14 protein-coding genes are annotated in these 15,834 nt (G+C 32.4%); 9 read left to right on the top strand and 5 right to left on the bottom strand.

Features of this window, described 5'->3' with window-relative positions; translation table 11 throughout:
* Window positions 1-31: 31 nt before the first annotated feature.
* The 5 genes from hppD to HNS40_RS16180 all read right to left on the bottom strand — a co-directional run bounded on the left by hppD (window position 32) and on the right by HNS40_RS16180 (window position 6,380).
* On the bottom strand, window positions 32-1,126 hold the full coding sequence (gene hppD / locus HNS40_RS16200; RefSeq protein WP_172282740.1) for a 4-hydroxyphenylpyruvate dioxygenase: 1,095 nt from the start codon (window positions 1,124-1,126) through the stop codon (window positions 32-34).
* A 46-nt stretch (window positions 1,127-1,172) separates the two neighbouring features.
* Window positions 1,173-2,330: a homogentisate 1,2-dioxygenase gene (locus HNS40_RS16195; protein ID WP_172282738.1), complete on the bottom strand. Its 1,158-nt coding sequence runs from the start codon at window positions 2,328-2,330 to the stop codon at window positions 1,173-1,175.
* A 237-nt stretch (window positions 2,331-2,567) separates the two neighbouring features.
* Window positions 2,568-4,886, bottom strand: a complete 2,319-nt coding sequence (locus HNS40_RS16190; RefSeq protein WP_172282736.1) for a M14 family zinc carboxypeptidase — start codon at window positions 4,884-4,886, stop codon at window positions 2,568-2,570.
* 59 nt (window positions 4,887-4,945) lie between these two features.
* Complete coding sequence (dapA, locus tag HNS40_RS16185) at window positions 4,946-5,842, bottom strand: 4-hydroxy-tetrahydrodipicolinate synthase (RefSeq protein WP_172282733.1); 897 nt, start codon at window positions 5,840-5,842, stop codon at window positions 4,946-4,948.
* The gene (locus HNS40_RS16180; RefSeq protein ID WP_172282730.1) at window positions 5,829-6,380 is read right to left on the bottom strand and encodes a hypothetical protein; all 552 of its coding nucleotides are present in this window, start codon (window positions 6,378-6,380) and stop codon (window positions 5,829-5,831) included. The genes dapA and HNS40_RS16180 overlap by 14 nt, the downstream gene beginning before the upstream one ends.
* 333 nt (window positions 6,381-6,713) lie before the next feature.
* Here HNS40_RS16180 and HNS40_RS16175 point away from each other — a divergent pair, with 333 nt between their 5' ends.
* The 9 genes from HNS40_RS16175 (at window position 6,714) to HNS40_RS16135 (ending at window position 15,710) form a co-directional block, all read left to right on the top strand.
* Complete coding sequence (locus tag HNS40_RS16175) at window positions 6,714-8,027, top strand: site-specific integrase (RefSeq protein WP_172282727.1); 1,314 nt, start codon at window positions 6,714-6,716, stop codon at window positions 8,025-8,027.
* 146 nt (window positions 8,028-8,173) lie between these two features.
* A complete protein-coding gene (locus tag HNS40_RS16170; RefSeq protein WP_172282725.1) occupies window positions 8,174-8,983 on the top strand; it encodes a hypothetical protein in 810 nt (269 codons plus the stop codon).
* Window positions 8,984-9,077: 94 nt separating this feature from the next.
* Window positions 9,078-9,365, top strand: coding sequence for a helix-turn-helix domain-containing protein (locus HNS40_RS16165; protein ID WP_172282723.1), 288 nt, complete (start codon window positions 9,078-9,080; stop codon window positions 9,363-9,365).
* A gap of 173 nt (window positions 9,366-9,538) precedes the next feature.
* Complete coding sequence (locus HNS40_RS16160) at window positions 9,539-10,846, top strand: hypothetical protein (protein ID WP_172282721.1); 1,308 nt, start codon at window positions 9,539-9,541, stop codon at window positions 10,844-10,846.
* 838 nt (window positions 10,847-11,684) lie between these two features.
* Window positions 11,685-12,404 (top strand): uracil-DNA glycosylase family protein, encoded by a 720-nt coding sequence (locus HNS40_RS16155; protein WP_172282718.1) that lies wholly within the window; start codon window positions 11,685-11,687, stop codon window positions 12,402-12,404.
* A gap of 115 nt (window positions 12,405-12,519) precedes the next feature.
* The gene (locus HNS40_RS16150; protein WP_172282715.1) at window positions 12,520-12,996 is read left to right on the top strand and encodes a hypothetical protein; all 477 of its coding nucleotides are present in this window, start codon (window positions 12,520-12,522) and stop codon (window positions 12,994-12,996) included.
* 9 nt (window positions 12,997-13,005) lie between these two features.
* Window positions 13,006-13,638: a hypothetical protein gene (locus HNS40_RS16145; protein ID WP_172282713.1), complete on the top strand. Its 633-nt coding sequence runs from the start codon at window positions 13,006-13,008 to the stop codon at window positions 13,636-13,638.
* 39 nt (window positions 13,639-13,677) lie between these two features.
* A complete protein-coding gene (locus tag HNS40_RS16140; protein WP_172282711.1) occupies window positions 13,678-15,132 on the top strand; it encodes an N-6 DNA methylase in 1,455 nt (484 codons plus the stop codon).
* Complete coding sequence (locus tag HNS40_RS16135; RefSeq protein WP_172282708.1) at window positions 15,129-15,710, top strand: restriction endonuclease subunit S; 582 nt, start codon at window positions 15,129-15,131, stop codon at window positions 15,708-15,710. Before HNS40_RS16140 ends, HNS40_RS16135 begins: the two co-directional genes overlap by 4 nt.
* Window positions 15,711-15,834 lie beyond the last annotated feature (124 nt).

Genomic DNA, 15,834 nt, shown 5'->3' with positions numbered 1-15,834 from the left:
CTCTTGGCAACAGATTCCAAAGAGTATTGTTTTATAAAGTTCCTCTATTTCCTTGTTCTAGCTCAATCGATTCAAAAAGGGCTTTAAAGTTTCCTTTTCCGAAAGATTTGGCTCCTTTTCTTTGAATAATCTCAAAGAAGAAAGTTGGACGATCTTGAACTGGCTTGGTGAATAACTGTAATAAATATCCTTCATCATCTCTATCGATGAGGATGTTTAGTTTCTTTAATTCTTCTAAATCTTCTTCAATCTCTCCTACTCTGTCCATTACTGTATCGTAATAGCTATCAGGTACCTGAAGAAATTCCACCCCTCTACTTTTTAAATCAGCAATAGTTGCAATAATATCATTAGTTGCCATAGCGACATGCTGTGGACCAGGCCCATAATAGAAATCAAGAAATTCTTCAATCTGTGATTTTTTCAAGCCGATAGCTGGCTCATTAATTGGGAATTTCACTTTGAAATTATCATTACTCATCACCTTAGATTTTAAGGCAGTGTATTCAGTTGATATGTCTTTATCATCAAAAGAAATCAACTGAGTAAATCCAAAAATATCTTCATAATAACGAGCTGTTTTATCCATCTCATTCCAATTTACATTACCTACAATATGATCTACATATAGCAATCCTGTATCCTTAGGTTGATATTTGGGCTCCCATTTCTTATATCCAGGTAGAAATGGTCCAGAATACTTAGTCCGATCAACAAAAACATGCACTGTCTCACCATAGGTCTTGATGGCAGAAAGTACTACTTCACCCTCCTCATCTTTTTCTACTTTTGGTGCATAATGTGCTTTAGCTCCCCTATACATTGTTTCGGTAAAGGCCACCCTAGCATTATCTACATTTAAAGCAATTACTTTTACACCATCGCCATGAAGTTTATGATGTTCAGCTACTTCCCCATCTTTTTTTAGTGAAGCAGTTAAAACAATAGTTAATTTTCCTTGACGTAAAACGTAAGATGAGCGATCGGTTAATCCAGTTTCCAATCCAGCATAAGCAATTGGCTGAAAGCCAAAAGCCGTTTGATAAAAATGAGCAGCTTGTTTGGCATTACCCACATAAAATTCTACATAATCAGTTCCATTCAAAGGAATACATGTATTGTCCATTATTTTAGTTTTTGTTTAAATAGTTTTTAGCTTATTGCTTTTGCCCTTAGCTTTTCCAGCTTTTATAATAATCTTTAACTTCAATATTTAAAGCCTGCTTAGTGATTTTCAAAGGTTTGAAAGTATCGACCATCACTGCAAGCTCTTGTGTTTCTTTTTGACCAATGCTCCTTTGCACTGCTCCAGGATGAGGACCATGAGCTACTCCCATTGGATGCAAAGTAATCTGCCCCTTTTCAATATTATTACGACTCATAAAATCGCCATCCACATAATAAAGTACTTCATCGGAATCTAAATTGGCGTGATTATAAGGAGCCGGAATCGCCTGAGGATGATAATCGAATAAGCGGGGTACAAAAGCACAAGTCACAAAATTATGAGCTTCCCATGTTTGATGTACCGGAGGAGGTTGGTGAATACGCCCAGTAATGGGCTCAAATTCGTGTATTGATAAAGCATAAGGATAGTAACATCCATCCCAGCCAACCACATCAAAGGGATGCGATTCATAGTGATAGGTATATAGTTTATCATCTCTCTTTATCAACACTTTGTAATCTCCTAATTCATCAATAGATTCTAAGCGCTCTGGTCTGCGAATATCACGTTCATAAATGGGTGCATTCTCCAATAATTGTCCTGAATTACTTAAATATCTCTTTGGAAAATGAAATGGGCTAAAAGATTCTACAATAAAAAGGCGGTTGTCATCTCCTTCAAATTCCATTTGATATATAATTCCTTTAGGGATAATCAAATGATCGCCAGGAACAAAATCAATATGACCCAACATAGTTTTTAGCACTCCTTTTCCCTTGTGGATAAATACCATTTCGTGGGCTTGAGAGTTTTTATAGAAAATACCGGATGCCTTTATATTTGGAGCAGCCAAAGCAATATAAAGGTCTTGATTACCTAAAACCACTTGTCTGCTAGTTAAGAAATCTCCTTCAGGCTTCACATCGAAGCCACTAAAATTTCTTTTAACCATTAAATCCAATTCCATAAAGTCAGGACTCACATCAACAGCCTCCTCTATTTCAGTAACAAGAGTTGGTGGATAATGATGATATGTTAATGTATATTCCGATGAAAAACCCTCACTTGAAATCAACTGCTCAGCATATAGTTCGCCGTTATCTTTATAATAAGTAACATGTCTCTTTTTTGGAATTGACCCAAGCTTATGATAATGTGCCATTTGTTATTTTAATTTAGATTCTTTAAGAATAGCAAAGATATACTAAGAGAATCGAAATAAAAAGTAAAAAAACAGTAAAGTTTTAGTGAGTGAGGCTTTTGGGATGTATGGCAATATAGATTCTATGTTAAATAAGATAAAGCATATTGATTCAAACTGCTTTTTTCTGAAATAGCATGAACCAAAAAAAAGGAGCTTTCCGATAAGAAAACCCCTTTTAAAATATATTAAAGCTAATTATTGAACCTTGACCTTCTGATGATAAACAGCATCATTAGATTTTACAGTTAATAAATAAACTCCAGCTTCTATTGCTGAAATATTAATGTTTTGTTTCGTTCCTGAAGTATTCCAAGTTTTTATTTCTTGACCACTTAAATTATACATATTGATCTCATTAATACCTTGGTTTAGTTCGATATGTAACCATCCATTATTAACAGGGTTTGGATAAATCTTTAAGGCATCCTGAGCATCAACCAAACTAATCTGGTCAATAATAGTGCAACTAATGGCGGCAGTCCATCCAGCATCCTCTTGAGAACCATCAGAATGAAAAACAAATGTAAGTGCATTTTCAGGATGAGTACTTATCACTGTCCCTGGATTATCAGTTCCACAATATTTACCAATGAATTCAGAGGTGGTATTAGGTCCGTCATAAATCTCAAGGTAATCATAGTTACAACTGGCATGATACTCCACTGCAAAACTGGTAAAATCAACAGAAAGGATAGCCGTTTCAGCATCTTCTGAACCATAAATAGTGTAGATATAATCTAGGTTAGCACTATAATTAGCGTCTAAGCCACCATTATCCAAAAACAAACCACTACAAGTAGTAACACCACCATCTTCAATTATATATTCTTCGTTAACAGAAATATATTCTTCCTTAGAAATAGATTGTATATCACTACCCTTAGTTATCACTAAAGAAACATCAAATATTCCAACTTCATTATAGATTACTTGAGGATTTGCTTCTGTGGATGTAGCAGGTGTTCCTCCTTCAAAAGTCCAAGAATAGGTATCTGGCTCTCCCCAACAATCTTCAGAAAACTGAACAGTTGAACCAGCTGCTACTAGAACTTGATCCGCAGAAAAATCAGCTGTTAAAGTCGCATTTACCAATTGAACATTCAATATGGTAGATTCATAGTCTTCAGCTTCAACACCAATAAATGTCTTAGGAAGATATCCTTCAGCAGAAAATTTGAAATCATAGGTGCCGGCTTTTACTAAACGGTGATAATTTCCTAATCCATCTCTAGAGTACACGAATGAATTTAACTCATCATGATCAAGGATTTCTACTTTTGCTACTAGAGGTTCTTCGGTGATACTATCAGTAATGATACCTTGAACACCATAATACATTTGCTTCATATAATTAATCATAGATCTTTTATTATAAACCCAATGATTTTCTAATTGACTTTCCGGAATCAATTTAGTATCAGATATCTCTAGAGTCACCTCTCTACAATGATGGAAATAGTTCATATAATCTTGACGAGAACCATGTGTTGGATACCATGAATAACCATGAGTAATACCATTATCAAATTGATTCATATAGTTAGAAGGAGCAAAAGCATGACAAGTATCAGCATATTCACGACATACAAAAACCCACCACGCATCATCTGCCGTATGTAAATTCCAAGTATCCCATGGGTAGTTTAATACTTCTGCACCTCCATGTGTAGTTGCAGCCATAACAAAATTCTGCTCATCAGCTAAAGCCATAAAAGCCTCAGTTTCTGCCTGATATTCATTACCATCTGGATGTTCACCATAAGCAGGATTAGGATCATGATAATTTCTATTTAAGTCTACATTATTAGCATTGGCTCTTCTTGCACCGAATACACTATTATTTCCGCCATAATAAGTTCCATCTGGATTGGCTGCTGGATTAACCCATATCTCCAAGTTATTCACTAATTCAGTAACTTCTGCATCAGTTCCATAATTTGAAGTCAAGTAATCTATTAACCTCAAAAACAATACAAACCCTGCTGTTTCATCACCATGGATAGTTCCTGTATACATGAATTGCCCTTCAGGTTCACTAGTAGAAACATTATCAGAAATCTTTGCAAAAAGAATTTCACGACCTTCCTCTGAAGTTCCAATACTAAATACTTCACAAATATCAGGATAGTTTGTAGCAAACTCATACATCATTTCAACATAGGCCTCATAAGTAGGATAAGCATCCCATTCGTAAGCTTCTTTGTTAATACCGTCATACATTTTTGGAATAAATAATTCGCCAGGCTTTTGTAAAATTTCAAAACTTAAACCCAGCTCCTGAAATCCAGCAAAGCCTTTTTCATACATATAAGCATAAACTGCATCTCCATCAACTTCATCAATTGACATTAGCGGTGCCAAATTGATAATATCTTTAGAGGAATTGGTGTTAATTTTGACAAATGCTTCTCCTTTTTCTTGGAGATATTTATCTAAGGAATAATATGCATCATTTTGGCCAAACACAGTTAGCGATAAAAATAATGCAAGGATACTCAAGTAATTTTTCATCATATTTTATTTTCGATTAATGTCTTTTGTTTTCCTAGACAGTTTTAATTGAAATTGGTTGTTTAGGACACTGGACTTTTATAGTCATCAACGAATTGCTTGATTCTATTGGCTGTTTGTACATTTACTTTCACCAAAGGCAACCTTAAATGATGCTTTATTATACCCATAGTATTTAAAGCTGACTTTATTCCAGCTGGATTTCCATCCTCAAAAATAGCTTCCATAAATTCCAGTAAAGAAAAATTGAAGTCCTTAGCCGCTTTCCAATTGTTTTTTAATGCTGAGTTTACCATCTGACTGTATTCAGTAGGATAAGCATTTGCTGTCACAGAAATTACACCACTTGCTCCTGCTCCAATCATATTATATGTAAGGGCATCATCACCGGAAATAACTAAAAAATCTTTTGGTTTATCTTTTAAAATTTTAGTGATCTGAAACAAATCTCCACTAGCCTCCTTAATAGCTACTATATTTGAGAACTCTTCAGCAAGCTTTAAGGTAGTTTCCGCTTCCATATTTACACTTGTTCTACTAGGAACATTATATAAAATGATTGGCAAATCAGTTGCACTTGCTAAAGTTTTAAAATGATAATACAAACCTTTTTGGTTTGGCTTATTATAATAAGGTGTTACGGATAATATTCCATCAACATTTTGATAAGGAAATTTCTTTAATAGGGATTCTAAAGCTATTGTGTTATTACCTCCCACTCCAACAATAACGGGTACTCGTTCTTCTGCCTTATCTACAATAAACTCTACAACGGCTATTTTTTCATCTTCTGTTAAAGTGGCTGCTTCAGAAGTAGTGCCTAAAGCCACCAAATAATTGACTCCTCCATTTATAACATGCTCGACTAACTCGCCTAAAGATGTAAAATCAATGGTGCCATATTTATGGAATGGCGTGATTAGTGCTACTCCAGTTCCTTTTAGTTTACTTGTTTCCATTTATATTAATTTTTCCTAAATAGTAAAATACTTGATCTATAAATAATTTGGGTTTTAATCGGGGTTCATCAGTTTTGATCTTTAAATCGAGATAAGAATCCATTTTTTTATTGAAATCACCACCAACTCTAAGAGAGGTATTAACTTTTACAATTAAATAATTTAAGATATTTAGCTCATCAAAATTTAAATCGATAAGCAAATCGTACTTTTTGTCTATTATTGCCGATACTGATTCTGTCATTTTAATATTTCCAAGAAACGATAAATGGGAAGGAAATATTACTTGATCCAGATCTACATTATTTTCTTTGTCTTCTGATTTTGAATTTACAAAACATAAAAAATCAATATTCACCTTGTTTTTTGATAGGTTTTTGAAATGAGTTTTCCATTTTTCTCTTTCGTCTATATTCGACAAAGAAGCTAAAACCAATATTGAATGAATATCTGACAATGGCATAAAAACCTTGCGTCGAGGATTCTTTATATCCGTATTTCGAATCTTTCTATCTTGAAGAAATGCAATGATACCCATTGATGTTGTTCTAATAACCGTGTTTTCTTAAAAAGCTTGTAAAATTACGAAAATATTGAGTCCATTTATTATACTGACAATTTAAATAAACAAAAAAAAAGCCATCGTATAAATTACGATGGCTTTTCAATACATTGGTGAACCTGAAGGGTCTACTTTATTTAATTTGATTTCATTTATCTTTAGCTAAACTTTCTATATATCAGTATGATTAACTATTCATTAGACCAATATAAATTAAAACTAGATTAAGCTAAATAAAATATATTTGTACCCATTATTGTACCCTAGGCTATTTTTTTGTATTTTTGAGTCATATTATTCAAAAGCTATATGACGAATATTAAATTTAGATTAAAAAACAAGCAATCAGATTTAACTCCCTCAAAACAAGAAAGCACCTCTATATTCCTATTGGCTTCCTATGGTTATTTTGATGTATTACCAGATGGGGGTAAAAAATATCGAAGATTGAAGTATTACACTGGCTATAAAATACTCCCATACCTATTTGTAGAGAAAAAGAATAGAGTAAAAGAACAGAAACAAGTATCAAATCCAAATGGGACAATAGAAATAATAGATTATAAAAAACTTAATCGACAATTAGATAATATTGAAGTTATCGCCAAGAATATACTCATTGAACATTCTGACAAAGCACCTGAGATTATTAGAGAGATGATAACGGAGAAACTAAATCCTAGTCATTTAAAGATGGCTAAGACGCTCACTGAGTTTATGGATGCAAGAATTAAAGAGCTTAAAGCTACCAATAAAGAAGGTTTTAGTAAAGGAACGATAAAAGCCCATAATTCATTTGTCAATATTTTTAAGGAGTTTAATAAATATCAAAACAAGGCTTACGATTTTAATGATATTGATTTGAATTTTTATACCGACTACACTAATTACCTTTATTCAGTAAGAAAATATAAAGACAACACTGTTGGTAATCATATCAAGAACATCAAATCTTATATGGAATTAGCAAAAGACGAAGGCCTGCATTCCAACCTACTCTATACTCATTCTAAATTTAAAAAACACAGAGGGAACTCACATCAAATAGCTTTATCTCAGAAAGAAGTTGATAGCTTATACCAACTTGATTTAAGTAAGGAACCCAATACAGACTTAATAAGAGATGTATTCCTAGTAGGTTGTTACACAGCACAAAGATTTTCTGATTATTCAAGGATAAAGAAATCAATGATTGATGGTGAACTTATTCGAATCACACAACAAAAGACTGGTGCTAAAGTAGTAATACCTATGAACACTCAATTAGGAGCTATATTATTAAAGTACAATTACACCCTACCCAAAGTCAGTGAGCAAGATTTGAATTATAATATTAAATTGATTGCCCGAAGAGCGAAAATCACTAAACTAGAGAATTGGAACGAAGTAATCAGAAAAGTCATAAGCTCACAGAGTAAAGAAAGATGCACTCTCATATCTTCACATACAGCTAGACGTACCGGCGCGACCTTAATGCATGAGGCTGGATTGACTATTGCTACCATAATGAACATTACTGGCCACAAATCAGAAACACAGCTTAGAACCTATTTAAAACTAGATAAAGACAAATCTGCAATTGAGGCACTTAAAAACGATTTTTTTAACAGAAAGGTGAAATAATGGAAATAGATGATGATAATTTAGAATACGCGGACTTTCCAGAAAACATTTATTTAACTCTACCCTACTTTTATGAACAAAAGAATTTTTCGAAGCTAAGTAAACATCATTGTTTTCATTCGGATTTATTAAGTAATCTATACAGAATGAAAGGATTATATATAAACTATGGAATTAATGTTTTTTCAGATAAAAATGATGATGATGTACTGGAAGCATTAAAAGAATATGCATATCCATTTTTTATTGAAGAGGACTATGTACACGATGAAAATGCATTTTTTCTTGGTGAAAAAGATAATATACAACTGCAAGACAATAGCCAAATTATAGATGAACTTATAGAGAACGAGGCTTTCAACATCAGAAATACATTATATTCAAAACATACCGACAAATCCTTAAAAGCCCTATTATTACCATATAGAAAACCTGTAGTTAATGAATTACTCAGATTGAGTGATACCGAATATCAGTACGCGATTAACAAGCTGCAATATTTTCAAAAAGAGTTTACAATCATTTCAAACAATAACCCCAAAGTTAAAAATGCTTACAATATTGCATTGGACTTGATACATCTGATATTTAAAGAGACAGAAGTGATAAGAGGGAAAATAACTCCAATAAAAAAGAAACCCGAAACTACATATGAAGATTTGTTTATTGATAAAAAGTATATATCGATAATTGAACAGTTATTTGAAACAAACGGATATACTATTGATAAAATATGGGTAGGAATAACAAACAATCGCACAGAATTACTTGGAGCAATTGACGTACTTAAAAAGAAAGGGATAATCATTTCAGGTAATATATCACCTCAAGCTAGAATAATCTATTCACACTTCGGTAAAGAAATTCCAGGTTATGTTTCAGAAAGAAGTCTTACAAACGACCCTCCATTGAAACATATTGAAGAATTTGAAAGACTTTTTAGCCAATTAGAATAAATTTTACTTCCGTTCTACTTCCGTCGGAAAAAACGGAAGTAACCAGAGTTAAAACACAGCGAGTTTTGCACTTTAATCATTAAAAAAAGGCAAAATGAGCAACAGTATTTTATTAGAAAAAGTATCCTTTGAGGAATTATCAGAGATGATTTCTAAGAAGGTTAAAGAGAGCTTAGAAGCAATCCATACTAAGCCTATTACCCCAAAGTATTTCACTAGAAAAGAAACAGCTGAAATGCTTAATATTTCACTTCCAACTTTACATACATGGACAAAGCAAGGCATTATTGCAGCTTACTCTATTGGTACTAGGGTACTATACAAAGAGCAAGCAGTTCTAGCTGCTTTAAAAGAAGTTGAAACATTGAAATATAGGAGGTAATATCATGGACAAAAAAAAGAGCCCCAAGAAGACCTCAGAACTCAAACCCAAAAACAAAAATAAACAAATTAAAAGAAAGGCAAAAAGGCCTAGGATAAAGATAAATCCAAAATCAAGATATGAGTTTGTAACGAGTAGTACACCAAAATTCCTTAACAATAAAAACTACTGCTATGAACACTAAAAAACCGATCAGATTAATCCTACCGGAAATGCTAGTGGACAAACTAAATAGAACACTGGACGAGACACCACCAAACTTCTCTTTCCGAAGAGAATACTTTTACTACTTGATTAGTTACCTAACTCAAAAGCAGTCACAAAACAAGGATAAAGAATACCTGAAACTAAATATGAAGATATTAAAAAATGATACCATAAATACTATAAACAAATACATCATTTATTTAAGACAGAATAATATATTCATCTGTGATAACCTATATGCAAAAGGAACCAAAGCCCTTGAATACAATATAAACCCCAAGCTATTAAAAGGAATACGGATAGTCGAAATAATCCCCAATAGTAATCTGTATAACAAGCTTAAAAGAAAAAATCATAATCGGATAGCACATAACAATCAGTTAAGTCCTCACATAAAAAAAATGATGCAAGCTTTTAAAAAAATAGAATTAAACTATGAAGAGGCTATCAAATGGGCTCATTTAGAAAAGGATGAAGTGAAAAAATTCTATTATTTAACTAGTATATATTTGATTAAAGATAAACGAAGCCGATATTTTAAAAGAAATAAGACTAACAAAAGGCTTGACACAAACCTAACCAATTTAAAAAGTGATTTAAGACAATTTATAAAAGGAGATTTTACTTCAATAGATCTTAAAAACTCACAACCATACTTATTAAGTAAATTATTACAAAATCTAATACAAGCACCAAAGGATGATATCACTATACCCTATAGTGGTGTGTTTAGTTTATTCAATCCTATGTTATACTTTGGTTTAAAAGCTGTTACTAAAATTCAAAAAAGTCTCAAAATCTCCTTATTTACTAAAAATGTGAGCTTTTTGGAGTTTTGTAATTCAACTCTTAATGGAACTTTATACGATGATTTATTATCCCTCACTAATAGTTCCTCTCGTATTGATATGAAGAAAATGATTTTCATTGTTTTTTTTTCACGTAATAAAGTAAGAAAGAATAATTATGATTTTATACCTTACAAAAAAGAAAAAGAAATATTTTCCAAACCTTATCCTTTTGTATATGAAACCATTAAGAGACTCAAGGAAAAGGACCACAGCAAGCTTGCCATTTACCTACAACGAATTGAAAGTTATATCTTTATCGATACTATAGCTAAAAGACTTGTAGAAGCAAATATAATCCCTCTAACAATCCATGACTCAGTCTTGGTACCTTCAGAACAATCAAAGGAAGCATTATCTATTATAAAAGATACTTTTAAAAAGCTTTTCAATGAGGTTCCCACATTTCATATTAAGCCAATCTAATTACTGCAATGCCTAATTAATGTGGTTACACCTATTAATTAAAAACTAAGTTTTTGCTTAAACACTAAATGCATTTATTTGCGTTCAACCAAAAAAAAACTATTTTTAATCCCCATTTTGCTTGACCAAATTCATGATAAATGAATTTGGTCAAGTAAAACAACACATTACACTCACGTTATCAACACATTATGATTTACCCAATTATTCAACAGTACTATTTTTTTAAAACCAGTACTTTTCTACAACTACTGAATAATGAAAAGTTTATCCTAATATCATTCGCTTCAATTATTCCATAGTAAAACTTAATATTCTTTGAAGTAATCATCCATTAACTTTGCCGAAAACATTAAATACTTTAAGAGATAAATCGAAATAAAATTCCAAATAATAAACCAAGGGGGTGGTCCGCAAATTCCTGTTTCCCATTAAAAACCCTACCCCCCCCTATTATAACATTAAGTGCATTTGCACACACATGTGGTATATTGAATAAAATACACAATTACAATAACTCTAATATATAAATACTATTTCTACCTAAATAAGGTATATTTTCTTGGTATAAGCTTATCCGTTCTTTAGATAAAGACACTCTAGTGGAATCTAGACAACAACAACCTAAAACCAACATATTCAACACATAACCTAATGTTTAGATGATAATATAAAGTGCATTTTTGTATACGGATTGTTATATAAAACAGATTAACAACCCCAATTGTCAAGAATTACCTAAAAATATAATATTTCTTTGGTAGTTAACATATCCTCTCATTGAAAAATTAAACTAACTTTGGACGTCAAATTCGCATTTCTCACATATTAATTACCAATGAACGCAAAAGTTACTGAATACCAGAAAAAATGCTTTAAAGAGTATAAAACTTCTATTCAATATCCTTCAAATTATACTTACTTAACCGGAGCATCAATAAATCCTTTGGTTCCTATTGAAACCACCTTAAACAAAGTAATGATTGTTGGCGCTTATCCTACTGCTAAATTCCAGACAATACATAAACACAAGGATACTCCTATTGCAGATATAGATGCCCCATTCTCTAATCAGATTTATTTTGATGGAAGTAGAACTAGAAAAATTCTATCTGGAGACGAATTAAATGAAGTAATATTAAAACAAATTGGTGTTAATCGTAAGGATTGTTGGATTACCAATCTAGTAAAGGTTTTTCTATTTAAAGAAGGGCATGCGGCAAAATACAATAATCTTGATAGAAAAGACATTAAGGAAAATAGAAGTCAATTCAAAGAATATGCATACAGAAGTATTTATTGGCTTCAAAATGAAATAGCTATTTGCCAACCTAAAGTAATTATACTATTAGGTGTTGATGTTACTCAAGCAATTTTTAAAGGAAGTAAAACAAAATCAACAACTAGATTAACTGGTGAAATCTTCAAAAACGATAATCAAAATCACATCTGCCTACCACATCCAGGCATTTTAATGAGAAAGCATACTAAATGGCCAGAAAGATTTAGAAATGACATTGCACCATTAGCGAAACATAACATTTCAAATATGCTATAACTATCAAAAAAATAAAATCGCCTTAATATAAATAAAAACAATTATAATTCTTTAATAGTAAACTTGTTCTTTTACATGTACTGACCTAAGTAACAACAATTAAAAATAATCCAATATGCCAACAACATACAGTTTTAATATTAAATCCGTGCCAGATTTATTTAATACCTTTTACGATGACTTAAAGGAATACCAAGCTGATGATTTAAACTCTAGAAAAGCATTACATTGTGCTTTTACAGCATGGCATATACTTGAATGGATATATCATGAAAACAAAAAGAAAACTTTAAACAGCTATAAAAATGAAAGAGAATATCAGAATCATATTATAAATAAAATTCCTAAGTTCAAACTAATTAAAATCCTAGTGAATGGCACAAAACATCACACTCTAAATTATAAAACAGATTTAAAAGACACTAATTTAATACAAGGAGATTTCAGTAATGATTACTCAAATGATTATGATATTTCTAGGCTTCAATTAGATATGAAAGATGGAACAACATATGATTTTCAGGAATTAATAACAGATATTGAATCTGAATTAAAGACAATATTAAAGGAATTCAATTATAATATTTCTTAAAATAATCGTATGAAACCTATTACAAAAGACATTATTCAGAAAGCAAAATCACCCAATATCTGGGATTTAGGAAACCAAACCCTATACAATCTTTGTAAAGAGCACTTTGAACACAAGAATGATGAAGCCATCATTGCAAAGGTATGGCTCATAGGTAGAGCATATGCCGCAGCTATAGAAAGACGTAAGAATGCTAAGGAAACAAATGATAACTTTTACTCTTATCATGTTCTCAATGCATTTAAAAAATCAGACCTTGACTTATGGTTAAAAGAATTGGAGTTATTTGATAATGTTACAATTGAAAATATCCCATTAATTCTTACTGTCCATAAAAAATTGGTCGATCTAATAAAAGGGATAACAGCTATGGAGAAACGCTCCTTTACTTCAAAATATTTGCATTTTCATCTACCACATCTCTTTTACATCTATGACAGTAGAGCCGTGGAAGATATGAGGAAGCATACTTCAAGAGTTCCAAATAAATTTAATCAAATATTAAAACATCATAATTTTGACGATGAATATGCTAAATTTGCTTGCAAATGCTTAGCGATTACTGAAGAAATCGAAAAGCAACATCATATTAAATTGTCCCCCAGAGAATTAGATAATTTTCTATTGTATGAAGAAGAATAACTAGTTTTAATTGAATAAAGAAATATATAACACTCACACATGTTCGAACAAACATTCAAAAATATAGACGATCTCCTTTATAAAGATTCTGGAGCCGATAGCGAATTAGATTATATAGGACAAACCTCTTGGGTGATGTTCCTCCGCTATCTAGATGAACTGGAACAAGACAAAGCCGACGAAGCTGAACTAAAAGGATTAGAATATAATTTTATATTAGATGAAGAATACAGATGGCCAAATTGGGCAATGCCTAAAGACCAAGACGGCAAACTAGATCATCATAAAGCATTAACAGGACCCGACTTGGTTCAATTTGTAGATGGCAAACTTTTCCCTTACTTGGCAAAGTTCAAACAAACTGCTATAAATCCCCAAACCATTGATTATAAGATTGGAGAAATCTTTTCTGAGCTAAAGAACAAAATTCAAAGTGGTTATAATTTGCGGGAGATATTGGAATATGCCGATGAGCTTCCTTTTCGCTCAAGTAATGATAAACATGAACTCAGTCACTTATACGAAAGTAAGATTAAGAACATGGGGAATGCCGGACGTAATGGAGGCCAATACTACACTCCTCGCCCACTTATTAGAGCCATGATTGCGGTAACCAATCCTCAGATTGGGGAAAAGGTATATGACGGAGCAGCTGGCTCCTGCGGCTTCTTATGCGAGGGCTATGAATATATGTATGCCCGTATGGAGCAAAGCACCGACAACCTTAAAACTCTACAAGAAAAGACCTTTTACGGTAAAGAGAAAAAGAACTTGGCCTATGTCATTGGGATTATGAATATGATACTCCATGGCATTGAAGCACCCAATTTAATTCATACCAATACCCTTGGCGAAGAAATCAGAAGCATACAAGAAAAAGACCGTTATCATGTGATATTGGCCAATCCTCCATTTGGTGGAAAAGAAAGACCCGAAATACAGCAAAACTTCGATATTAAAACTGGAGAAACGGCCTTCTTATTTCTACAGCACTTTATCAAGAGTTTAAAAACAGGTGGAAGAGCTGCCATTGTCATCAAAAACACCTTTCTTAGTAATACTGATAATGCTTCTGTGGCTTTGCGTAAATTGATATTGGAGAGCTGCAATCTACACAGCATACTAGATATGCCAAGTGGCACCTTTTTAGGGGCGGGTGTAAAAACAGTCGTCTTATTCTTCCAAAAAGGAGAACCCACAAAAAGCATTTGGTATTACCAGCTCAAACCCGGACGAAATATGGGAAAAACCAATCCCCTTAACGATAAGGATATGGAAGCTTTTGTAGAACAGCAAAAAACAAAATCCGAAACGGAACAATCTTGGAACCTGTTATCTTCAGAACTTTCAGAAGACACCTATGATTTAAGTGTTAAAAACCCAAATACACCTGAAGAAGCTCCTCTTAGAAGTCCAGAAGAAATATTACTTGAAATGGAACGTTTGGATATTGAAACCAATACTATTCTTCAATCTTTAAAGGAGTTGATATGAGAGAAGGTTGGGAAATCAAATTACTTGGAGAAGTTTGTGACATTCTTGATAATAAAAGAAAACCGATCACAAAAAGAAATAGAGTAAAGGGAAATATTCCTTATTATGGTGCAACAGGGATTCTAAGCTACGTAAAAGACTACATTTTTAATGAACAACTTATACTTTTAGGAGAAGATGGAGCTAAATGGGAGTCAGGTGATAAAAGTGCATTTTTAATTAAAGGCAAAACATGGGTTAACAATCATGCACATGTCATTAAACCATTCAGAAACTTACTTGATGATAATTGGCTAATCTATTATTTGAATTTTCAAGACTTATCACCATTTATATCAGGCATGACAGTCCCTAAGTTAAATCAAGGGAATATGAGAAAAATCCAGGTACCTATCCCACCTCTCCAAATACAAAAACAAATAGTAAGCATATTAGACCAAGCCTTTGCAGCTATAGACCAAGCCAAAGCCAATACTGAAAAGAATATTATTAATGCTAAGGAGCTTTTTCAATCTAAATTGAATGAGGTGTTTTCTCAGAGTGGTGAGGGTTGGGAAGAGAAGAAATTAAAAGATTAGGGTTACCCATTTAAGTCTCGTGTAATTTAATCGAAGCGTAAGCAATCGGTTTATGCTCTACGCATCTCTGAATGATTTTATCTAAAATTGATTGGCGATGATTCCTTCTGTTAAATCTAAAGAA

The organism is Lentimicrobium sp. S6, from assembly GCF_013166635.1.
Classification (GTDB): Bacteria; Bacteroidota; Bacteroidia; order Bacteroidales; family UBA12170; genus UBA12170.
This window is presented reverse-complemented; position numbering and strand designations above follow the sequence as displayed.

Coding starts and splice junctions, on each gene's coding strand:
- HNS40_RS16195 (WP_172282738.1), bottom strand. CDS start 2,330: ATGGCACATTATCATAAGCTTGGGTCAATTCCAAAAAAGAGACATGTT.
- HNS40_RS16165 (WP_172282723.1), top strand. CDS start 9,078: ATGAGCAACAGTATTTTATTAGAAAAAGTATCCTTTGAGGAATTATCA.
- HNS40_RS16150 (WP_172282715.1), top strand. CDS start 12,520: ATGCCAACAACATACAGTTTTAATATTAAATCCGTGCCAGATTTATTT.
- hppD (WP_172282740.1), bottom strand. CDS start 1,126: ATGGACAATACATGTATTCCTTTGAATGGAACTGATTATGTAGAATTT.
- HNS40_RS16180 (WP_172282730.1), bottom strand. CDS start 6,380: ATGGGTATCATTGCATTTCTTCAAGATAGAAAGATTCGAAATACGGAT.
- dapA (WP_172282733.1), bottom strand. CDS start 5,842: ATGGAAACAAGTAAACTAAAAGGAACTGGAGTAGCACTAATCACGCCA.
- HNS40_RS16135 (WP_172282708.1), top strand. CDS start 15,129: ATGAGAGAAGGTTGGGAAATCAAATTACTTGGAGAAGTTTGTGACATT.
- HNS40_RS16190 (WP_172282736.1), bottom strand. CDS start 4,886: ATGATGAAAAATTACTTGAGTATCCTTGCATTATTTTTATCGCTAACT.
- HNS40_RS16155 (WP_172282718.1), top strand. CDS start 11,685: ATGAACGCAAAAGTTACTGAATACCAGAAAAAATGCTTTAAAGAGTAT.
- HNS40_RS16145 (WP_172282713.1), top strand. CDS start 13,006: ATGAAACCTATTACAAAAGACATTATTCAGAAAGCAAAATCACCCAAT.
- HNS40_RS16170 (WP_172282725.1), top strand. CDS start 8,174: ATGAAAGGATTATATATAAACTATGGAATTAATGTTTTTTCAGATAAA.
- HNS40_RS16175 (WP_172282727.1), top strand. CDS start 6,714: ATGACGAATATTAAATTTAGATTAAAAAACAAGCAATCAGATTTAACT.
- HNS40_RS16140 (WP_172282711.1), top strand. CDS start 13,678: ATGTTCGAACAAACATTCAAAAATATAGACGATCTCCTTTATAAAGAT.
- HNS40_RS16160 (WP_172282721.1), top strand. CDS start 9,539: ATGAACACTAAAAAACCGATCAGATTAATCCTACCGGAAATGCTAGTG.